The organism is Mesorhizobium sp. M0698, assembly GCF_040320455.1.
Lineage (GTDB): Bacteria > Pseudomonadota > Alphaproteobacteria > Rhizobiales > Rhizobiaceae > Mesorhizobium.
The window spans coordinates 13,794-35,041 of sequence record NZ_JAMYPQ010000024.1 but is presented as its reverse complement, the minus strand read 5'-3'; the positions used below and the strand labels follow the sequence as shown (position 1 = coordinate 35,041).

The window sequence follows — 21,248 nt, the reverse complement described above, 5'->3', positions numbered from 1 at the left end:
CCGTCGCGCCCCTCGGTGGTTATGGTGGAACGCCTGGGAGTTGCTTCGTTGGAGGCTTACTCCATACGACATTCATAGCGCGAGCAATTGCTCCTGAAAATAGCGTAGCCTGATGACGACATTGATCGCCTGGACTTCTCATGATCAGGAGCGTTTTGCTGCCCTCCACGTGGCAAGCGACAGCAGGATTTCCTGGGGTTCGTCTATCCATCGATGGGACGCAGGACGGAAGATCTTTGCTACCAGGTCGACGCCAGACATCTGGGCCTATAGTGGCGATGTCCTTTTCCCGGCGCTCGTTCTCAGTCAGCTCATGAGCGCCTCGGATGCCGGCTTGTTGTTTGATGAGCACAGCACCGCACAGGACCGGCACGATATCACTATGGATGCGTTGAGATCCTCGTTTCAACGTCGGCACAACGCTCCTGATCGAACCTTCACGATCATGCATGCTTCTCGAGATGGAGAAAAAGCCGGAGCCCGGCCGAGACTTTGGCAAACGTCGTTCGACCATCGAACGTCACGCTGGAAGGACGAGGAAACCGAAATCGGCGACCAACCACACTTGGTCGCGGTCCACGGGTCGGGCTCGACATCATTGAAGAAGGAAGCGCGACGATGGGAACAATCGAATATCGGCGGCACCAGCAGATCGATCTATAGTGCCTTCTGTGCGGCCATTTCGAGCGGCGCCGATCCCCTGTCCGGCGGCGCACCACAACTGGCGTCAATCTATCCGCAGGGTTCTGCCGTAACCGCCGGCGCGGTTTACGATGACAGGCTTTATCTGCACGGTCTTCCAATAAATGCGATGGCCGACTCTGGGCGCATAGAATGGTTCGACGCCCTCTTTCAACGCATCGACCCACAGACGCTGAAGGTCCGGGCCGGCGCGGCGCGTCACGCCAAGCCGAAACTGAGCTGATGTCGCAAACCGCAGACTATTCCAGCTCCTCGAACGCCTCATGGAATGAGCGACAGCGTCTTGGCAGCGACGAAGCAAGCTCATCGGTGTCGACCGTGTATTTCTTCAGGCGGAATGTTCCGTGCAATTCACGCATTTCGTAAAACCTGACCGGCCTGCCCCTATCCTCTAGCGCCTTGACGATGGCGTATTTCACCAAGGATTCGCATCGCATTCCAAAGATGACATCCTCGAGCTCGAGCGGGGAATCCTGTAGTCCGCGTTGACCGATGAGGCGCCATTCACGCTCGTAGCGCCAGTCGAGCGCCTTTCTGAGCATGACAGCGCCATCGACACGCCGCCGAGCCATTTCGTCGCCATCGAGCATCGCCGCGACGTCGCTGGCGTTGACCAGTCTGCTGCCGCCATATTCGATCTTGAAGAGACCGGCCGCGGCGTCAACCGGAACGGAATAACTAGCGCAGACGCCTTTATGCTGGTTGGCATAATGGCTCCACATCAATGGACAGGTCACGCGCTCGGCGAGCGAAACGATACCCTTGTCATACTGCCGAAGGAGCTCCTCCTCGACGTATTGGCCCAGGAGAAATTGCAGTGGATCATCGACCTCATAAGCCGGATTTGTCGCGTTATAGGCGATGTCGGCGAGGAGCTGCTCAGCCTGTCGCCGACTGTGGCGTGCGATGTGATCGATGGTCTTGGGGCCACGATACCTTATGGCGTTGGCGGCCGCAGTCATCTCGGCCCTGACGCGCCGTTCGACGAATGTGCTGAGCATGCTCTCCAGAGTCGCCGCTTCGACGTCGGTCTTCAGAGACGGTCGGGTATCGAGTGGGTCGTTGAAAGTGCTCGGATCGGCGTAAAAGAGATTGTCGGCAACGAGCATATCGAGGGTCAGATTGCTGAATGCCCGGTATTTGTAGAGCCTGGCCGGTATCTTTCTATTCTCTTCCAAGAACCTTCCCCCCATCGGCTCGTGTTGGCCCGCCGGATGATGACCGCTTTGGATCGTCGGCCGCGCTTCCCGCCGCTAATCCGATCGTCCGACTGTCAAACGCAGTTGTTCCGTCTTCGGTTTTTCGCGCTCGTGTTCAAACGTCCAGGTCTGAATCTCGGACGCACGCTGGAGGACCGGTACCGACAGTTCATCGGCAACCTTGACCTCCTCCTGCTGTTTGAAGTGGCCCTGCTGTGGATTCCAATTCAATACGGTGACCGGCGCGTCAGCCTTGTCTTTGCCGAGCACGGCAAAGCCGTCCGGATACAAAGCTCCCCCGGCTTCTCTGGCTCGAGCAATCAGCGCATCATCCATCCTGCCCAATTCGGCCAACGGGTCGAATTCGTCGTCCGCGGATGCGAGGGAGCTGAATAAGGCTCGGGCGACACCGAGCTCGAGCGCGAAGTCGTTCGAGAGACGCACGTGATCCCAGTCGATTCCAGCGCTGGTCTCGTTCTGTGATGCTGCGACCCAAAGGGCTGGCCGCGGCAATTCCGACAACCCGATGAGCCAGTCCCTGTCGAGCCAATGGACGGCAAGGAATTCTGTTTCAGAGGGAACCCATGTACCGGCCCGGGCAGCGGCAGCGATTGCAGGCCCGAACATCAGAGACAGGACCGTCAGATAGTTGCCGCGCCTGACCAGTTTGGGGTTGCCTGGCGGGCCGTCTGAACCGGCTGGCGCCGGAACTGTGGTGTGGTCGATGAGCAGTTCGGCGCGCGTGGGTGACGTCATCCAGGATCCAATGGAGAACCCATGCGAAGCGATGGCTCCGCCAATTTCGAAACCGAGATAGGGCTCCACCTGTTTTAGATAGCCAGACTCCACGGTGCGCTTGAACTGTTTGCGGGAGCTGCCGTGAGTGGCTTTGGACTCCGTTACAGCGACGTCAATCTCGCCCGGCCTGCTGAACACAAAGTCCGGGGTTCGCTTCGTACGCGGCTTGCGCCTCATATGAAGGTTTTCGAAATGATCGCACCAGACATAGCCATCGCGGATCATCTGGAGATAAGCGATTCCTGCACCGGCCACCCCGACCATGTGGGTCCGAGAAAAATCTTTCAGCCGCTTGGCTGATGGCAGGATCGAGAAATCGTTCGGCCGTTCATCCACATGCTTCGCAATCAGATGGCGACAACCCTCGCTTTCGAAAGTGACCGCAGCGGCGTCGATCGGGTGCAAATGCGAGCACCTTGCCATCGCCCCGAACAGCTCCTGTGGCGTGAATTGAATTTCGGACACGCCAGGTGCACGCCCCCTGATTCCAGGATCCGGGTCGTGGTCGTGCGGCGTTACGGATTCGACCTCAATTCGCTTATTCTTCGACGTCCAGGCCACATCCCACCCAAAGTATTTTCTCGAGCCCAGAGCAATTTATATTTTGCCGAGCAATGTCGCTATCGGTTTTACGCTGTCGTGGACGCAGTTCACCGGAAATTCCGCGCCTTCACCTTGATCTGATTGATATGGCCATAGGGGTCGTGGATGTTGCGCGGCTTGAGGCCCCGCGGCGGCAGCTCGCGCGGGTCGGGTCCCGAAGAGCTGCCGTCGCGAATCTGGTCGCCGCGACCATGCGGCAACGGGAAGGCGCTCTCGCGATCACCGACGCTGGCGAGATCGGCGGAAAGATCGGACAGCTGACGGGCAACCAGGTGCACCACCTCGCCCTCGCGCTGGATTTTGCCTTTCACGCCCAGCTGCCCAGGCAGCTTTACCCACCGATTGGCATGTCATCACCGGATACTGACCAAAGTTTGAATATAAATTTTGGTCAGTAATAGCTTGTGAATTGCTACTGACCAATTTTTATATATAATCTTCGGACACAATGGTGGTTCGATGCCAGATCCTACGTCCGACACCCTCGACCGCATCCACGAGCGGATTGCCAAGGCCGCGCCCGCCGGCGTGTGGTCGCGCGCCGACTTTCTCGACATCGGAACACCATACGCTGTCGAGAAAGCGCTGCAGAGACTGACCCGCCGACAGGACATTCGCCGACCTTGTCGCGGACTCTACGACAAGCCGGGCATCAGCAAGCTGACCGGGAAAATGGCGTTCCCCCCGCGCGCATCGTTCATCGACGCGATTGCCCGGCGCGACAAGCTGCGGGTGCTGGTCGACGGCATGACGGCGGCAAACGACCTCGGCTTGACCACGGCCGTCCCGGCCCGGTCGACGATCCATGCCGACACCTATCCCCGGACGATCGAGATCGAGGCGAACGCCGGGGATCCGAACGCTACGCGGCCGGTCATCTACAAGCTCGACTTCAAGCGCATATCAGCCAAGACGGCGTTTTGGGCGGGGCGTCCGGCCATGCGCGTGATCCAGGCGCTGACGTGGTTTCGTGATGAGCGATCGAGCCTCGACGCGGCAGTGAACGGCATCGTCCGGCAGATGTCGCGGGATCCGAACCGGGAAAAGATCGTGCAAGACCTGCGCGACAACATTCACGCCGTCGCCGCATGGATGTACCCGCTGGTCGAGACGATCGCCCGCAATCTCGCGGAAAGCGAGCCAAACCTCGAACCTGCGAGGGAGGACCATGCAACAGACGTTCATTGAGATCCTTCGCTCGAGCGTCGATGACCGCCGGGCGCTCTTTTCGACGGTCGCCGCCCATCTGGAGACACGGGCGGAGAACATCGAGAAGGACCTCTATGTCTGCTGGGTGCTCGACTTCCTGTTCAACCGGCGCCCGAACGATCCTGTCGGCCTTTATTTCAAGGGCGGCACCAGCCTCAGCAAGGCATATGGCCTCATCCGTCGGTTCTCCGAGGACATCGACATCGGAATCTACAAGGCCGATCTGCACGTACCCCTGGAGGCCGACATCGCCGCCCTCCCCTCGGTGAACCAGCAGCAGCGCGCGTTGGCGGAGCAGGTGGACGAGGCCGCACGGCAATACATCTCCAGCCCGCTCAGGGACCTGCTGGCCAATGAGATCGCAGCCATCGAAGAAGCGGCCGGGCAAGCTGGACATTTTTCGCTCGCATTCGGCTTCGACGCTTATCGAAACAGGGATGCGCTCGATATTCTCGTGGTCGGCTACAAGAGCGTGTTCGATTCCGGCGACGGATACGTTCAGGCGGCGGTCCGCATCGAAGGCGGCGCGCGTCCCGACCCCGAGCCGGCCGAAGCCCGCGAGATTGTGCCCTACATCGCTGCGGAAATGCCTGCGGGATTGGACCTAACGGTCCGCGGCGTGATGACGGTGAGGCCGGAACGGACATTTTGGGAGAAGGTGCTGATCCTGCACGCAATGACCGAAATGACCGAGAAGCGAAGCGCGGAAGCGAAGCCTGATCGCCCGGTGCCGGATCTCAACCGATATTCGCGCCACTATTACGACGTCCATCAGATCTGGACGCACCCCGACTACGGAGCGGCCACGGCGTCAATGCTTGATCTCGCCGAAGCCTGCCGGCGGCACAAGCAGCTGATGTTTCGCGCGCCGGATCACCGATACGATCGGGCAGTTCCCGGCAGCTATCGCCTGGTCTCGACTGCCGACATGCGCGCCAGGCTCGCGGCCGACTACCAACGCATGTCGGCGATGATCTTCGGCACGCCACCGGCCTTTGCCGACGTCATGGCGAGCATCGACGCACTCGAGCGCCATCTCAATTCGGCGCCGGCCAACGCGCAAAGTGTCGGCGGCGACGCGCCGGAGAGCGAAGAACGATCGACACCGCGATGAAGCAACGCGATCCGCCGCTCGTCGGATGCAACCCACCGTCGGGCGTAGGCCCTATCTAGATCTCCGGCTTCTTCGACTTCCCGCGGTGGCTATGCAGGTGAGGCCGAAAAATGGCGGCACGTCTCCTCATCTCATAGAAAAGCTTTTGATGCGCATCAGCGGGCCTTAAGGTTCTTGGATGAGATCGATTCTCGGAAGAAGCAATGAGTCTTTCCCCAACGTCGCAAAAAAGAGAGCATCACTTCTACGTATCGATAGCCAAGTTCCTTTTTTATCATCCTGAGCATGGCATTGTGTCCGTGAGTGACCCGATAGGGCGCATGCATGCAGAACGGCATGGGCTTAGTCCCCTGATACTCTACGGACTCACCGTCGCTGGACTGCCTATTCGATGGATGACTTTCGCCCCGGTTGTCCAGCCCAAGGCGTTGCGTGAGGTGTTGCTCGACGCCTGGACAAAGGCCGAGGGTTTGCGCGGCCTGCCGGACGTGCTCCGGGTCAGCCGACATCTTGCAAAGGCCAGCGCGACGCTATCAGCGGACATGGCAGGAATCGGCGTTCGACTCGAGATCGCTTCGGCCAAAGAGAAATCTCTTCCGGCCTCATTGCGCTCAGCGCAGGAAGCCGGCAAGTGGCTGCCGAGAAAGCACGAGCTCGATGATGCATCACTTGTCCAAGCCGTGCGGACCCTCTGCCACGATGCGCAAGACGACCACAACTACAATGCCAGAGGTGGTGCTCACGGGCTAAGCAACCGACGGCTTGAAGGTCAAATTCAGCAGTGGTCGGCGTTGCCGACGCAACAGCCGGGAACAATCCCGACTGAGGGACTGGATTGGGAGCCCGGTCCATGGTTGTCGTCCTGGGAAGCCGCACTGCCACCGGACCAGCCTCGTTACTTCAACCAAAGCAGTTTTGACGGCCGGACCTGGCTTCTCGCAGGAAAAGAGGAGTCCGAAATCCTCATCGAGGATGATTTCTCAACTGGGTTTGACGACGACAGCTCAGCAGAAATAGCCAAGGATCTCTTGGCGTGCTGGCCCAATCCACCGGCGGAAATAGCCAAGTCCGCGGGGATCTCCTTGCGCAATCTCCAATGGTTTGTCTCCGGGAAAGTTGCCCTGGATCGCACCGCGCGCATCAGATTGGAAAACGTGTTGGGCATTGAGGATGACGAAAGTGTAGGCTGCTGCACCGCGGCCGGACCCTACGTGCTGATCGCGCGGAAACCCCAGGCAATCGAGAATATCTACGAGGAAATTTCAGGAGGAGGAGACGCATGTCCATGTGAAATCGTCCCATCGCAGGGGCATGCCGACCCGAGCTGGAGATACGTGCTGATCAACGCGTGCGGAAAGCCGCCGACTTTTATCATGACGCCTCGGGGAGAAAAGATCGCGGAGCGCCTTCCGGACTTGGTGATCAACTACGAGGGGACCAGAGCCGTCTCTCAGGCTCTTTTTCGGGATGTGGTGTCCACATGCGCCCGCGCCTGCCGGGAGCCTGCCGCAAATGTCCGGGAGATGAGAGATTTTGCAAAACGCCATGAAGAGCAGTGGATTGATAGCATGTGGCAGCCGGAATGAAACTCATTCAGTCGCAGGCGGACAGCACTGACTCGCAACGAATAATACGACGCCCCGCCGCACCGGTCGGGAGTTACCTTCTGGCCGCTTAATTTCGGTGATGGAAGCATGACGAAACCTCGGCTCGGACAGCTTTTCGACTGCACAGAACAGGGGGCGGCCTTTGTCGCGGAAGCGGCCGACGGAACACTCGTCCATGTTGATGACGTACCCTCTGGCCTCGCGTGTGCATGCAACTGTCCCGGCTGCGAAAGGCGGATGGTCGCCAGGAAAGGCGCCGTCAAGGTCCATCATTTCGCGCACCACTCGGAGCGGGACGGCAGCACATGCACATCACCGGGAGAAACCGCCCTTCATAAATTCGCGAAGAATATCCTCGACGAGCGGCTCGAAATCGCGCTCCCGGAGATGGTGGTTGAAAACAGCGACGACCGCGAAGTGGTGGTTCAGCCGACCAAAATAGCATTCGAAGCGGCTGTTCTTGAAGCGAGGGTTGAAACCGTCGTTCCGGATGTCGTCCTGGAATTACGGGACCGTAAGTTCATCGTCGAGTTCAAGGTCACCCACGCATGTGACGAGGTGAAGATCGCGCGCATTCGATCGATGAATGTCGGCGCGATCGAGATCGATCTTTCCGCGTACCGGGAGCGGCCACTGGATGAGCTCGCGGAGGAAATCCTCTACAACGCTCCAAGGATCTGGCTCCACAATCCACGGGAGACGGATGCCCGGGCGCGGCTGGCCGAAAGGGCGCGCAAGCGCGCTGAAGCCCGGCAAGAAGAAATCGGGAAATACTCAGCGAAGTATCGTCATCGTCGGCCGGTGAGCGGTGAAGGAGGTGGCGTTTGCGAGAGCGCGGTGCGTCGCGATGGTCTTGGTGCGCTTATCAATCTCGACATCGACGGCGCCGGCTGCTTCACCGTTCCAGTAGCCGAGTGGCAGGCCGCGACAATCCTGGAGCTGCTTGCTCACGGTCATACGCCTTTCAGAACGCGAAACGGTCTCTCCGGTTTGAAGAGGCGCGGATGGATCCATCGGGAATTCAGAGCTGTTCCCGATGACATCGCCATTGGACTCAAGGAGGCGGGAATACCATTCGCCTCACCCCTCGGTGCGGTGGAAGCCTATCTCAGACAGCTTGTGCATCTAGGCTTCCTGCATCCAGCGCGGTCGGAGATATGGCGGCCGACATACTCGATGCTGCAGAAGGTCGAGCAGGCAAAGGATTTGCGCGCACGACCGACGAGACGCCTTGCAGAGATTCGGGAGATCGTCACCAAACAACTGGATGGTCTGCCGGATGAGGAGACTTCCTCATTCGTTTTCGAAACATGGGTAGATACCGTGTTGACTGGCCGGACCCTGTCGATCGCCGAATTGCTTCAAAACGACGAAGCCGAGTGGATATCGCTGTGTGATGACATCGCAAACGTTCGGACAAACATCAGATTCTCACCGCGAGCAGATATCGACCTACTCGGCCTGCCCTGTGCAGGCGAACTTGCGCGAGCGATCGAAAGCAAGCGCCTGGAGGCCAAGAAGCGAGTCCGTCGAGAGCGCGAAGCCGAGCAAGAGGCCGCCGCGTCTCGGATCAAGCAATTGCGCGATCGTGTGTCGCGTGACATCGGCGATCACGCCCCGACGTGGCTATCCACTCCGATCGCCGCATCGGGCGGGTTGTTGCCATTGGATGCCGCCGCGACCGCCGAGGGTTTCACCGCTGCGATCCGCGCCCTCGATCAGCGAGTTCGGGAATTGGAGTTGGAGGAACGAGGACGACGCCACAAAGAGAAAGCGGTGGGCGATCTGGAGGCTCTGGCGCGATCACGATACTACAATCCCGATCATGCAACCTTGTGGATGCGGAGTTCTCGCCGTGAGCTTGGTGGAAAGTCTCCTGCCGAGTTCACGATCAATGACGCAACACGGGACCAGTGCGAAGCCCTCCTTCCGCCGAAGCGCTCGCTTCGATAGAACTCCGTTTAGAGAGGCCGTTTGGCGCTCGCGCCACCGACAATGTGAAGGATTTTCGTGGAAATGGACTTTATCAATCCGATGCGCAGGAAATGACAACGCGCATGCTGTTCAGCCAACGCTATGTGCGGGCCATCGAGGGCAATGCGCTCACCGTCGATATTCCCGAGCCGGCGCGCCGCAAATTATGGGCCCAGTTGTCTGCATTCAACATGCCGATGCGGATCCAGCGTGATCCCTACGACAATTGGGTTTCCAGCACATCCGTCTTGGAGGAAACCGAGAGCGACCTTCTCACCGAGCATGGTTGGCAACGGCTACCGGTGACACCCTATCCCGCCGACACGCAATACCACGAAGCGCTGCGGCTGCTCGTGCTTCGTGGTGACGGTCCGTATGTATTCGACACCATCGAAGTTGCGTCCAGCTACATGGACCCCACCGAGAAGGACACGTTACGCAGGAAGATTAACCAGATCTTCGAACTCCATGATTGCCCCTGGCGTATATCAGACGGGGAGTTCTTCAAACTCGATGCCGATTTCGTCGGTGCCAAGCTCGCGGCGGGCGCCCACGATTCTCTCGCAGCAAACCAGTTCGCCGGCGCAGCCAACGAATTTGCAAAGGCACGCCAATATCTCGGAATGGGAGACGTGCGCGAGGCGATCTTCTTTGCCGGCCACAGCTTCGAGAGTGTCATGAACGTTCTGACGAAACTGGAAAACGCCAATGGCGACCGGCTGATCAAGGAATTGGGCGCTCAAGGCTATTTCGACGACCTGCCGCAAACTATGCGCGCCGGTTTTATGGATCAGGTCCTCCGAACGCTGCCATTTTTGCGCAACAAGCTGGGTGGTCACGGACAGGGCAAGGACGTTGTCGCCATTCCGGGCGCGTATGGCGATCTCGCGATCCAGATTGCTGCCGCCTTCCATAACTTCCTCATCACCAAACATCTCGAACGTGCGCCACCGTCGGAGCCCGTGCCGGCAAAGCAGACGGAGCGTTCTGCCGATGACGACATTCCGTTCTGACGATTCTCCTTCCGCATTGCCGGACAAGCGCATGATGATCGTCCGGGAGACCGGCGAAGACGGGCGAGCCGGACGCGAGGTGCGGCTCACCGACCTCGAATTCGAGCCGTTGGGCTATGAGCATCTGGTGAATTGCAAGCTCGATCAGCCGATGATCATCCCGCTTGCTGGCCGCGGGACGATTGTCGGGGGCGATGTCTCTGACGCCGAAATTGGGCACACGGGTCGCTTTCGGACGGAGCTACAAAGTCGGTTTGCCTCGAAATCCATTGGCCTTGTCAAAGGAGGCTGGCTGCCTTCAGCCCTAGCGATCCAGGACAACTCTGTCGTGCTGCCGGATCGTTGCGTCGTTGCCGAACTCGATCGCCGGTTAAAGGATGGCATGACCAAGCACACCGGGCGCAGCGATTTCATCGACCTGTTCGCCGACCATGCAATCCGCATCAACCCCGGGCTATTCGCTCTCGAGGGCGGCGAGAGGCAACACCCGACCGCGAGTTCGGGGCGGCACAGCCTCGATGAGGCGGTGAGAAAGCTCCGTTCGGCGCTTCCAAAAGCGATCCTGGTTGCGGACGATGCCAATGGTCTCAAGGGCGTCCTCGGGTTGATCGAGGACACCCGAAGCGGCATGGATCGCAAGCAGGATTTCCTCATCCGCCTCAATCCCAGGCTTCAATCTCCGGTCGCCCTACACAGAGTACAATCCGTCGGCAATGAGGTCGTCTCGACCGCGAAGGCCTGCGGCCTTCAGGTGCGCTCGCTGGTCGTCCTTGCAGCCCTCAGTTCAGTCGTTGTCGCAAACGGGAAAAGTCCGGCCAAGGGCCTCCTTAAGTTCAAAGCGCGTTACGGAAGAGAGGAAGCCTACAATGCTCTGGCTGATCTGCGCTCGCTCGAACTGCTGATGCATATCTTTGCCATCTGGCCAGATCAACGCGTGATGCTGTGCACCGCCGACAAGGACCTGGCGTTGTTCTGGAGCGGGATTCGCGCGTCCAACTTCGTGCGACATGGAGGCCACATCAGCTTCGACATCGACCCTGGGGCCCTCTTTCCCGGCGTTACCCAAGAACAATGGATGACGTGGCTCATAGACTGATTCGAGCACCCTGGCGCGGGCTGCAACCTTATCACGCTCGGAAAGCCCAGGCCGGCAAAAAAAGCTGTCGTCCGCGCGGCCTCAGTCTCGTTGCCGTCTGAACGTCCAGCGCTGCGGCGCTGCTCGCCTGAAGCCATTGACGCATTTTCGTGGAAAGACGAGCGACTTCGATTGATAACCTCAAGGCCTGGATCCAGGCGGACGTGTACTCAGCGTTCCTTTTGGTGCACGGTCAATTCTGCTGACTTCGCTGATAGAGCTCGAAGATCCACGGCGAATGGTGGTGCTCCTGATAGACCAGGCTGAGGTGTTTTTTCGGGCGTGTCACGCCGACGTAGAACAAGCGCCTGGCCTCGCGAAGACTTGTGGGGGTCTGCCGATCGCGCGCGCTCGGCATATCGGAAGCGTTCACTCCGTACATGATGACGGCGTCGAACTCCCGCCCCTTGGCGCTGTGCAGGGTGCTGAGGTTGACACGTCCGGATCCCTCCGTCCGTCCGGCGAAATGCGCCAATGGCATGTCCAGATCGCGGGCCGGATCGGTGTTGGAAATCATCTCGTCGCAAACGTCCCACTCCTGTTCGGAATTGCGAGCGACCATGCGCCATGGCGTGATGAGTTCTCGTGCCACCCGTTGCAGCCAGACGTGGGTGGTTTCGCTGCTTCCGAGTGAGGTGCTGAGAAACCCCATGAGTTGGGCGGATAGTTCCTGTTCCTCACGCTCACTGGCGTGGCGCCCGTAGACGAGCGTCATTGCTTGCGACAGGAGCCGCGCATAGGGCGGCTCGGCATCGCGCCAACCGCCCGTGATCCAGCCGGCACATCCCTCAATGAAGCGTGCAAGGCGAGAACTTCTTTTGACCAGCGCGTTCGTGTCGGTTCGGAAAAAAGGGATTCCCGCTTCTTTCAAAGAGGCCGCCACTTTGTCGCCGAGCCAGGCGGCCCGGTAGAGAACCGCGATTTGCCCCAGTTGGAGCCCTTGTTCGAGAAGCTTCGGGATGATCGTATTGGCGACCGCCTCAGCTTGATTGTCGTGTCCGTACGGAACTGGCCAGAAGCTGAGATCGCCGTCGGGAGCGCCATCGATGCCGTGATAGTCACGCTCCTCGCCAAGCGCACCGAGCGAGGCTCGAATGATCTTCGCGCCGGAACGGTAGTTGAAGCGGAGCCTGATCGTGCGCACATCGGGGCGGCGGGTTAGGCTTTCCAGCAGCTCAGGATTGGCGCCGGCGAAGCCGTAGATCGACTGGTCGGTGTCGCCGACAGCGAACAGACGAATGCCGCCCTCGAAGCAAAGCAGGAGGACGAGTTCGTGCAGCGCATGACCGAGATCCTGGTATTCGTCGACGAACAACACGGGGTAACGAGCTCGCACCGCATCGCGAATCCAGCCGTTCTCCTTGATCATGCGATACGCGAGCAGCGGCATGTCGTCGAAATCGATGAGCGCTTGCCGGCGCAGCTCCGCCTCGTAGGCTTCAACGAAATCAGCCAGCTCCGGATTCCGGCCGCGCCATTCAGACCGTGTGCGATCGACATCGCGGACGCGCTTTTCCGACGCGAACTTCCATCTGTCGTGAGGGTTGCCCGAGCCGGAGATCGATTTGCTGTATGCCGCTTCCACAGCGGCCCGCATCTGCGATTTGCTTGCGACCTTGAAGTCCGCGGGAAGCCCAATGGGCACGCAGCGCGCGTATGGGCCGATGACCTGGCTGAGCGCGAAGCTATGCACGGTGCCGATGAAAGCGCGGTCTCCAGGTACGATCCCAAGGCGGGCGAGGCGTGTTTCCAGTTCGATCGCGCAGTCGTTGTTGTAGGTGATGCAGGCTACGCCGCGAGGATCGGGTACGTCCTGGATCAGGGCGCGTGCCATGGCGATCGTCAGCGTCTTGGTCTTGCCGCTGCCCGGGCCGGCGAGCACCACGCAGTGACCCTTTTCCACGACGGCGGCGGCCTGCTCCGGATTGGCCTTGGGGTCTGCCAACGCTTGAACAAGGGGCCGGTCGCTAAGCATTGGAGACCCGCGCGACCAGAGTGGTGATGGCGTTTTCGAGGTAGGTGGGCGGTGGAAGACCAACCGCCTTCTTCGCCAGACGCGCGCCTAGCCGGCCTTTGCCAACGCTCGCGACCATTGCCAGCAGCTGTTCGGCATCGACCGGCGTGCCTGCACGCCAGGCGGCAATGCGCTTGGTTCGCACCGACCCGAAGTCTTGTCCGCTCAGAATATCGAGCAGCGGGCTCAGCAGAACAGGCGTGTTGGCAACCGAAACTTCAAAAGTCTGTTCATTGAGGAAGATGCCGGATTTTGCCGCGTCAGCACTGAATGCGGCATAGTCTGACGCTTCCCATCTTGCCAGATCTGCCGCCGTCAGAAGAGGCTTGCCACGAACCGTAAGCATGTCCTGCCAGAGGTCAAAGGTTCGCTTTTTGCCGAGTGGAGGTCTGGAACCGTCGAGAGGATCCCAGTCGGTGATGACGCAATAAGGCAGTGTCAGCGCCTCTGCGAGCTTGACATAGGGACGGAAGTTCGTGCCTGCCACATTGCAGACCGTGATCCCGAGATCGTCGAGCGAATGGCCGAGCGACGAGGCGAAGACGGGCAAGAGCGCGTCCTCCGCGTCGCCTTCGACGAAGATGGCGCCACGCGCAAACAGCAGCTCGGCGCGGGTGGCGTCGAGATAGTTCTCGAGATCGTCAAGCTCGTCGGGTGTCACCGGCAGATCGGCCAGGGAGAATGCCTGCGTCGCACCTCCGCTCCTCTTCAGCTGGACGATCGATCGCAGTGGCGCCACCGCGGCCAGGGTAGGCGAATGGCTGGTGACGATCATGGCCTGGGAAGCGTCCACATTGCCGAGCAGCTTCGTGAACACCGAACGCTGGAGATGGGGATGGAGATGCGCTTCGGGCTCCTCGATGCAAAGCAGCGAGAAGTTGCGCTCGTTCTTTTTCCGGCGCCAGGCGAATTCCGCGAGCTTCAGCGCCAGCAAGGCAACGTTCGCCGATCCGAGGCCGGCCTCGGCGATGCCGCGCTTACCGTCATCGATGAACATCGCGATCGCCCGGAACAGGCGAAGCGGGTCGGCAGGCGCAAATCTCAGGCGCGCATCGATGTCATGCGCCTTTCCCGACAAATAGGCGATGCCAGTGCGCAGTTCATCTTCCAGCGTCTTGATGGTCGGAAAAGCCTCAAGCGTCTTGCTCGCCTTGTCGAGCTCAGTCGCGACAGTGTCGAGATCCGGGCGGCTTATCCCTGAGACGGCTTCCTCGAGCAGATGGCGCAGCGGCGAGGCCCGCCAGCTGCCGAGCTGACCTTCCGCGTCGCGCAAGGCATCGAGCAGATCGATCGCAATGCGGCGACGAACCTTGCTCGGCAGCGAGCGCGTTTCATCACCACCGCCAAAGACCAGAAACTCGCAATCCGCGCCCGACTGCGGGGCGCCAGTGACGTCCGACTTCTTGCGGAAGACATAGCTGAGCCGGGCGATCGTCGGATCATGGGGTGCTCGAAAATCGGTCAGAAGCGCGGTGAGCGCCATGTCCGTGGCGAAATCTGAAATCTCCAGATGCACCTCAATAGGCGCGCTGTAGTCGGCGGGTCCGCCATCCCAGAAATCTGTGAGCTTCAGCTGCCTTGCCGAATCGGGCAATGTCTGGTCGAGGATGAGCTGGACCGCAAAGAGCAGGTTACTCTTTCCGACCCTGTTTTCCCCGAGCAGCACGACATTGCCGGCCAAGGCGACGTCGATCGATTGAAAATTCCTGAAATTCCTGATGCTCAACTTGCTGAGATACATTTTCCGCCCCAACGTCTAGGCTTTTTCTTTGCCTGATCTTCAATAGCCGGTGATTCTGGGCGATCACAGTGCCATTCTGGATCAACAAAACGAAAACCCGATGCTCATTCGCTCCACCCACGTTGTCGATGGCATGCTGGCGCTTCGCAGCGCCCGCGCTGCCGCTGCGCGCGAGGGAGCAATCGGACGCGATATCATGACCCTGCCCCTGCTCGCGGCGCGCCTGGTCGGCGGCTTCGCAACACCGGCCGGCACCGACGTGCTTTATCCGGCAATCCAGGCCGCGCTGGCTTCCGAGAGCTTTGGCGACATCGGAACCGTAGCCGGCTTGCCTGGGATGCCGCGCGCGGTCCTTGACGCGCTCGATTGCGCCTGGCGAGCCGACCTTGACCTGTCGACCCTGGGCGCGACGTCGAGGTTTCACGACCTGCATGTCATCGAGACCTACATACGTGACCACATACCCTCGGCGCACATGCTGCCGCGCGACCTTCGCGACGCCGCCCTCCGGCGGGTCGATCTTGCGCGCAGCCTGCTGGGCCCGGTGACGCTTTCGGGATTGGTGGAAGTCGATCCGCTTTGGCGGCCGCTTCTCAATGAGGTCGCTCGCGTCGCCGACCTCACCTGGGAGCTGCCGGAGCCGGTTGAGCAACCATGGTTCATAGGGTCGATCCGGAAAAAGGCAGCGACTACTTCGGTCCACACGTCGACGGAGGCGAGCGCGGACCCGAAGTCGGAGGTCGTCGAGGCGTTGCGTTGGACCCGGCAGTTGCTGGCCACCGGCAAGGTTCAGGCACAGCACATCGCCATCGTGGCGACTGCGACACAGGACTGGGACGATCATTTTTTGGCCTATGCGAGAAACGCCGGGTTACCGTTGCATTTCTCGCACGGCGTGCCCGCCTTGAGCACGCCGGAAGGCCAGGCCTGTGCAGCACTGGCGGATATTCTTGCAAACGGTCTCAATCAGGAACGTATCTGGCGCTTGATCCGCCGCCTGCCGGCGCGTCCATTTGCAGGCTTGCTTCCTGCGGACTGGTTCGCCGCGATTCCACGAAGCGCCGGATTGCGCAGCCTCGACCAATGGCGAGAAGTGATGGCGGCGGCACGGTCGCAGCGCGCCAACGGCGATTTGGCCGAGCAGATCCTGCTTCCCATTCTTGAACTTCTCGCGCGCGGAGCGGAAGCGGCGGGAGAGGCCGGTACACGGCTGCTGAGCGGCGCCAGTCTGGCGATGTGGGAGGAGGCACTGCGAAGCGCACCGCCGCAAGCCATCGGCCTGTCGTTGCAAGCGCTGCGTGTCGCCGATCAGCTTGACCCCGCCAACTGCGTCGTCTGGTGTCCGGCGTCGCAACTGGCGGCATGCCCGCGGCCCTACACCCGCCTGCTTGGCCTCACGAGCCGGTCCTGGCCGCGCTCGGAAAACGACGACCCGCTCCTGCCGCACCATTTGCTCGACCGCCGCAGGCTCCACCCTGTGGGTATTGCTGAACGCGACCGGCGCCATTTCGCGGTCATCAAGTCGCATACCAGGGAGCAACTCGTCCTGTCGCGCTCGCTGCGCAACGCCAAGGGCAGCATCCTTTCACCCAGTTCGCTGTGGCCTTCGGACGAGATCGTGCACAAGCGCGATCGCATTCCGGAGCATGCGTTCAGCGAAGCGGACAGGCTGCTGGCGCGGCCCCGCGATGCCGGCCAACGCGCGCATGTTCGCCAGAGCCAGCTTTGTTGGCGCAACTGGCAACGGCCTTCGATGTTGACCCCGCATGACGGCCTCTCAGGCGCCGATCATCCGGCGATAGAAAGAGCCTTATCGAGGGTCCAGTCGACGACGTCACTGCAGCGGCTGCTGCGCGACCCGCTCGGATTCGTCTGGCGCTATGCTTTGGGATGGCACTCGGTCCGATTCCAGTCCGATCCGCTGCAGCTCGATGCAGCTTCGTTCGGCGAGTTGGTGCATGAGCTGATCAGCGGCGCGATCGCGGCGCTCGAGCCAACGCCGGGCTTTGCGCGCGCCAGCGCCGTCGAGATCGAAGCGGCGATCAGTCATGCTTCGGCAGCGATCCTGAACGCCTGGCCGCTGCAGCGCTCAGTGCCGCCGCCGATTCTGTGGCGCCATACGGTGAATGAGGCTGCGCGCCGCACGGCCAGAGGCCTTGCCGCGGACGATCAGGTCAGATCTGATACGCGCAGCTGGACGGAGGTGACATTCGGCCAGAGCAAAGCGGCGGATGACGCGCCGTGGGACACGACGGTCCCGGTGCCGATCCAGGAAACTGGTCTGGTCTTCGGCGGCCGCATGGATCGGCTCGATATCCGCGCCACAGGCGATGGCGCGCGCATCACCGACTACAAGAGTGCCAAGCCGCCTCCGAAACATCAGCGCATCGCGTTGGGTCAGGGACGTGAGCTGCAACGCGTGCTTTACGCGATCGCGGTCCGCTCGCTGCTGCCCGAAGTCAGGACGGTCGTGACGCGCCTGATCTATCTCGTCGATGATCCCGCGACGTTCGAACTCAAGGGCGACGAACTCGATGGTGTGGTAAGCGAAGCGACAGGCTATCTGTTGGCAGCCATGGCGATCCTGCGCAGCGGCCGCATTGCGCCGCGTTGGGAACAGGACACGCTTTATGACGATATGCGCCTGGCGCTTCCGGCCGACCGGGAAACCTATCTGCGCCGCAAGGCCTCCGAGTTCCGAGCGGCCAACCAGCAGCTCAACAGGCTTTGGAGCGCCTCGACATGACGCTTGTCGACCAGGATGCCCGTTGCCGGGCCATGACCGATTTTGCCGCGGTCCTGCTGGTGGAAGCGGCCGCGGGAACCGGCAAGACCTCGCTAATGGCCGGTCGCGTGGCGATGATGCTCGCATCCGGCCATCATCCTGGTGACATCGCGGCCATCACATTTACGGAACTTGCCGCGAGCCAGCTCGCGCGCCGGATCAAGGAGACGATCGACACGCTCCTCGCCGGTGAGGTTCCTGCTTTTCTTCGAGCCGTTCTTCCGCTTGGTCTTTCCGAACAGCAGCGCAATGCGCTTGTCGCCTCTTCTCCCCGGCTCGATGAGCTGACGACGACGACCATCCACGGATTTTGCCAGGCGATCATCCGCAGCCATGGCGTTCAGGCTGGCCTCGACCCCGGCGCCCGCGTGGTCGATGCGACCGTCGCCGACAATCTGTTCACGGCCGAGCTCTCGGCCTGGTTCTCGCAGAGGCTTTCGGCCGGTGCGGCGGAAGGCGACCCGATCGTCGTGCTGGCGGAAGAGATGCCGCTTCAAGTGGTGGATCTTATCCGGGAGCTCGCGAGCCTTCGGCGCAAGCATCCCGATGCCCAGCCGATCCCTCCGGCTCCCGACGAACGGGCAGACATTGATTTCGTCCAGGCAGTCGACGATTTCGCACGGTGGCAGGCAAGCGCCGACCCCGACAAATGGCTTTCCGAGATCGCGTCGGAATTGAGCCGGCTTGCGGAGCGCTATCGCGATTGTCTAGCCCAAGGCGAGGATTTCGGAGTCTTGTGGCGGCTTTGCGATCCGGGCACCGGTCGGCTTTTCGAACGCAAGGGCCTGCAGCTCAAGACCTACGAAGCTGCGGCGCGGGGCTTCGGCGCTCATCGCAACGATGCCGGCCCGGGTGACGGCCGGACGCTCTACGATACTGTAGTCATCGGCTGGAATGAGCTCGTTGGTCATATCGCAAGCACGCTCGTCTGCTCTTTGTCGGCGTCGCTCGACGATCTGCTGGAAAGCTACCAGGCACGCAAGCGTGCAGCCGCGGTCCTGGATTTCGATGATCTGCTGATCCACGTTCGTTCGCTGATCCGCGACCATGAAGAGGTGCGTCAGGCCATCGGCCAGCGCTATCGCTATATCCTTGTCGATGAGTTTCAGGACACGGACGGCATCCAGAACGAGATTCTGTTCTCGATCGCCGCGACCGAAACGCGACCAGGACAATGGGAGAAGTCACAGCTGCGGCCCGGGTCGCTCTTCCTCGTCGGCGATCCGAAACAGGCGATTTACCGCTTTCGCGGCGCCGATATCGAAGCCTACGAACTCTGCCGCCAGCTGATCGACGGCCAGGATCATGGTGCGGTGCTCGAGATCACAGCCAATTTCCGATCCCTGAGCCCGATCATCGATCATGTGAATGCCTGCTTCGATCCAGTCTTTGCCAAGGCTTCGCAGCCCCGTTATGTCGCGCTCGCGCCCACGCTGTTCGAGGCGTCGCACCTGCTTCCCTGCGTGGCGCGCTTCACCATCGAAGTCGCGACCGAGGGGCGCATCTACGCGGAAATGTTTCGGGAAGCCGAGGCCGAGCGGGTTGCCGACATTTGCGCCGCCTTGATCGGCAACGTCTCGATTCAACGCGCCGACAAAACATGCACGCCGCTCCAGGCCGGCGACATCGCGCTGCTCTCACCGGGACACACCGAGCTGTGGCGCTATGAACGGGCACTCGAGCAGCGCGGCCTCTCGGTATCCTCGCAGGCCGGCCAGACGTTGATGCGACGACAGGAAACACAGGACATCCTGGCGTTGCTGCGGGCCCTGGCGGACTCCTCCGACACCCTAGCCTTTGGCGCGCTCATGCGAGGACCACTGGTCGGCCTCAGCGAACAGGAGCTGCTCGATATCACGGCGACCCTTGCCGCGAGGGAAGAGGGGCAAAACTCTTTTACGGTGCGAACGGACCCTGAACTCGTGCAGCATGCGGTAGCCAGGGACATTCTCGTTGAACTGCAGCGGCTTCGCCGACGAGCGTCGATCGTGGCCCCGAGCCTTATTTTGGCCGAAGCCATCGAACGTCTGAACATTCGCGTCATCATGGCGGCCCGGCATGGCAACCGGAATGCACGGGCGCTCGCCAATCTCGATGCCCTGATCGAGCGAGCGCGCGGCTACTCGGTCTCTGGCCTGCGCGCCTTCATTCGGGATCTCCAAGATGATTGGGAGCACAAAGCACGGGCGCAGGAAGGACGCATCGATGCCGCCAAGGATGCCGTCGAGATCGTCACCATTCACAGCGCCAAGGGGTTGGAGTGGCCGGTCGTTATTCCGGTCAATTCCACGACCGAACTCTATCGCCCGGATCAGTTCGTGCATCGGCAATCCGACAATAGCCTGCACTGGATGCTTGGCGGCGTCGCACCGCCCAAGCTGGCGGCTGCGCGTGCCGCGGAAAGCTTGGAGGATGCCAATCAACGCGAGCGTATCTGGTATGTCGCCTGCACCCGGGCGCGGGATATTCTGATTGTCCCACACATCCCTCAGGCGTCAAAAGATTCCTGGTTCAGCTCTATAGATCTGCGTCAGTACGACATTCCCGAACTGGATCTTTCGTCCTTTGTGCGTCTGGAAACGCAGCCGCCGGCCTCCCGGCCGAACGAACAGTCTTCCGACGTGTTTGCCGCCGAACAGCGGTCCATTGAGAAAAGTGCCCCACTGGTCGCTTGGCGCCGGCCCAGCGAGCACGACCCCGATCGGCTGGGCGACCTTCTCGATGGGGTCGTGACGTTGGAGAGCCACGTTGAGCATCTGGAGGTCATCGGAGCCGGAGCGCGCCGCGGAGTCATTCTTCACAAGCTGATGGAAGAGCTTCTCACCGGCGAGCTTGCGGAAGAACTCGGCCCAAGCGTGTCCCGCGCCCGCGAACTGCTCGACCAACTGATCTCCGATGTCGATGACGACGAACCTCGTCCCGATCCCAGCGAGATGGGAGCTGCCGCGCTGCGTGGGCTCGCCTTGCCACGGATTGCCGAACTACGAGTCCACCTCGTCCCCGAAATCGCAATATGGGGTCATGACGAGCTTGGCCTCATAGCCGGCCGCGCTGACGCCTTGGCTATCACGGAAGACCGCGTTGACGCTGCGATTGATTGGAAATCCGACGTTAGTCCCACACCTGCGGTGCGCGAGGCCCATGTGCAGCAGTTGCATGACTATCTGTCCGCGACAGGCGCCGCACGCGGCGCAATTGTCTATCTGACGAGCGGCGAGATCACTTGGATCCATCGGGCGGACGCAGCAAGCGCTGTATGAGCGGGATGGCGTGGAACGGCCTTCGGCAACTGACCGCCGGCGGATGGACTGCGAGCACGACAACGCTTTGAGGCGAACAGGATGCAAATTGCCG

Annotated in this window: 14 protein-coding genes; 9 read left to right on the top strand and 5 right to left on the bottom strand. The window is 60.9% G+C overall.

The features are described from left to right. The first annotated feature begins 112 nt into the window (after positions 1-112). Entirely contained in the window at positions 113-925 is an 813-nt protein-coding gene (locus tag NKI16_RS29655; RefSeq protein ID WP_352924187.1) for a hypothetical protein, read from the top strand. Positions 926-941: 16 nt separating this feature from the next. On the opposite strand, the gene NKI16_RS29650 is transcribed toward NKI16_RS29655, so the two are convergent. The 3 genes from NKI16_RS29650 to NKI16_RS29640 all read right to left on the bottom strand — a co-directional run bounded on the left by NKI16_RS29650 (position 942) and on the right by NKI16_RS29640 (position 3,613). Then, complete coding sequence (locus NKI16_RS29650) at positions 942-1,880, bottom strand: DUF2971 domain-containing protein (protein WP_352924185.1); 939 nt, start codon at positions 1,878-1,880, stop codon at positions 942-944. A gap of 75 nt (positions 1,881-1,955) precedes the next feature. Then, the gene (locus tag NKI16_RS29645) at positions 1,956-3,164 is read right to left on the bottom strand and encodes a hypothetical protein (protein WP_352924183.1); all 1,209 of its coding nucleotides are present in this window, start codon (positions 3,162-3,164) and stop codon (positions 1,956-1,958) included. Between the two features lie 185 nt (positions 3,165-3,349). After that, positions 3,350-3,613, bottom strand: coding sequence for a DNA-binding protein (locus tag NKI16_RS29640; RefSeq protein ID WP_352924181.1), 264 nt, complete (start codon positions 3,611-3,613; stop codon positions 3,350-3,352). A 148-nt stretch (positions 3,614-3,761) separates the two neighbouring features. Here NKI16_RS29640 and NKI16_RS29635 point away from each other — a divergent pair, with 148 nt between their 5' ends. From NKI16_RS29635 to NKI16_RS29610, 6 genes are all read left to right on the top strand, one after another. Beyond that, positions 3,762-4,490 (top strand): DUF6088 family protein, encoded by a 729-nt coding sequence (locus NKI16_RS29635; protein ID WP_352924179.1) that lies wholly within the window; start codon positions 3,762-3,764, stop codon positions 4,488-4,490. Further along, the gene (locus tag NKI16_RS29630) at positions 4,471-5,625 is read left to right on the top strand and encodes a nucleotidyl transferase AbiEii/AbiGii toxin family protein (protein WP_352924177.1); all 1,155 of its coding nucleotides are present in this window, start codon (positions 4,471-4,473) and stop codon (positions 5,623-5,625) included. Before NKI16_RS29635 ends, NKI16_RS29630 begins: the two co-directional genes overlap by 20 nt. A 203-nt stretch (positions 5,626-5,828) precedes the next feature. Continuing rightward, positions 5,829-7,211, top strand: coding sequence for a hypothetical protein (locus NKI16_RS29625; protein WP_352924175.1), 1,383 nt, complete (start codon positions 5,829-5,831; stop codon positions 7,209-7,211). A 258-nt stretch (positions 7,212-7,469) separates the two neighbouring features. After that, positions 7,470-9,185, top strand: coding sequence for a competence protein CoiA family protein (locus tag NKI16_RS29620; protein WP_352924173.1), 1,716 nt, complete (start codon positions 7,470-7,472; stop codon positions 9,183-9,185). A gap of 104 nt (positions 9,186-9,289) precedes the next feature. Next, a complete protein-coding gene (locus NKI16_RS29615; RefSeq protein WP_352853392.1) occupies positions 9,290-10,219 on the top strand; it encodes an abortive infection family protein in 930 nt (309 codons plus the stop codon). After that, the gene (locus NKI16_RS29610) at positions 10,200-11,315 is read left to right on the top strand and encodes a hypothetical protein (RefSeq protein WP_352924170.1); all 1,116 of its coding nucleotides are present in this window, start codon (positions 10,200-10,202) and stop codon (positions 11,313-11,315) included. Before NKI16_RS29615 ends, NKI16_RS29610 begins: the two co-directional genes overlap by 20 nt. 232 nt (positions 11,316-11,547) lie before the next feature. On the opposite strand, the gene NKI16_RS29605 is transcribed toward NKI16_RS29610, so the two are convergent. Together NKI16_RS29605 and NKI16_RS29600 are read right to left on the bottom strand one after the other, a co-directional pair. After that, complete coding sequence (locus tag NKI16_RS29605) at positions 11,548-13,329, bottom strand: ATP-dependent helicase (RefSeq protein ID WP_352924168.1); 1,782 nt, start codon at positions 13,327-13,329, stop codon at positions 11,548-11,550. Beyond that, the gene (locus NKI16_RS29600; RefSeq protein WP_352924166.1) at positions 13,322-15,109 is read right to left on the bottom strand and encodes an ATP-dependent nuclease; all 1,788 of its coding nucleotides are present in this window, start codon (positions 15,107-15,109) and stop codon (positions 13,322-13,324) included. The genes NKI16_RS29605 and NKI16_RS29600 overlap by 8 nt, the downstream gene beginning before the upstream one ends. 100 nt (positions 15,110-15,209) lie before the next feature. Here NKI16_RS29600 and NKI16_RS29595 point away from each other — a divergent pair, with 100 nt between their 5' ends. Together NKI16_RS29595 and NKI16_RS29590 are read left to right on the top strand one after the other, a co-directional pair. Continuing rightward, a complete protein-coding gene (locus NKI16_RS29595) occupies positions 15,210-17,855 on the top strand; it encodes a PD-(D/E)XK nuclease family protein (RefSeq protein ID WP_352924164.1) in 2,646 nt (881 codons plus the stop codon). Continuing rightward, complete coding sequence (locus NKI16_RS29590) at positions 17,852-21,154, top strand: UvrD-helicase domain-containing protein (protein WP_352924162.1); 3,303 nt, start codon at positions 17,852-17,854, stop codon at positions 21,152-21,154. Before NKI16_RS29595 ends, NKI16_RS29590 begins: the two co-directional genes overlap by 4 nt. Positions 21,155-21,248: the final 94 nt, after the last annotated feature.

Coding starts and splice junctions, on each gene's coding strand:
- NKI16_RS29630 (WP_352924177.1), top strand. CDS start 4,471: ATGCAACAGACGTTCATTGAGATCCTTCGCTCGAGCGTCGATGACCGC.
- NKI16_RS29590 (WP_352924162.1), top strand. CDS start 17,852: ATGACGCTTGTCGACCAGGATGCCCGTTGCCGGGCCATGACCGATTTT.
- NKI16_RS29610 (WP_352924170.1), top strand. CDS start 10,200: ATGACGACATTCCGTTCTGACGATTCTCCTTCCGCATTGCCGGACAAG.
- NKI16_RS29635 (WP_352924179.1), top strand. CDS start 3,762: ATGCCAGATCCTACGTCCGACACCCTCGACCGCATCCACGAGCGGATT.
- NKI16_RS29605 (WP_352924168.1), bottom strand. CDS start 13,329: ATGCTTAGCGACCGGCCCCTTGTTCAAGCGTTGGCAGACCCCAAGGCC.
- NKI16_RS29600 (WP_352924166.1), bottom strand. CDS start 15,109: ATGTATCTCAGCAAGTTGAGCATCAGGAATTTCAGGAATTTTCAATCG.
- NKI16_RS29625 (WP_352924175.1), top strand. CDS start 5,829: ATGAGTCTTTCCCCAACGTCGCAAAAAAGAGAGCATCACTTCTACGTA.
- NKI16_RS29655 (WP_352924187.1), top strand. CDS start 113: ATGACGACATTGATCGCCTGGACTTCTCATGATCAGGAGCGTTTTGCT.
- NKI16_RS29595 (WP_352924164.1), top strand. CDS start 15,210: ATGCTCATTCGCTCCACCCACGTTGTCGATGGCATGCTGGCGCTTCGC.
- NKI16_RS29615 (WP_352853392.1), top strand. CDS start 9,290: ATGCTGTTCAGCCAACGCTATGTGCGGGCCATCGAGGGCAATGCGCTC.
- NKI16_RS29620 (WP_352924173.1), top strand. CDS start 7,470: ATGGTCGCCAGGAAAGGCGCCGTCAAGGTCCATCATTTCGCGCACCAC.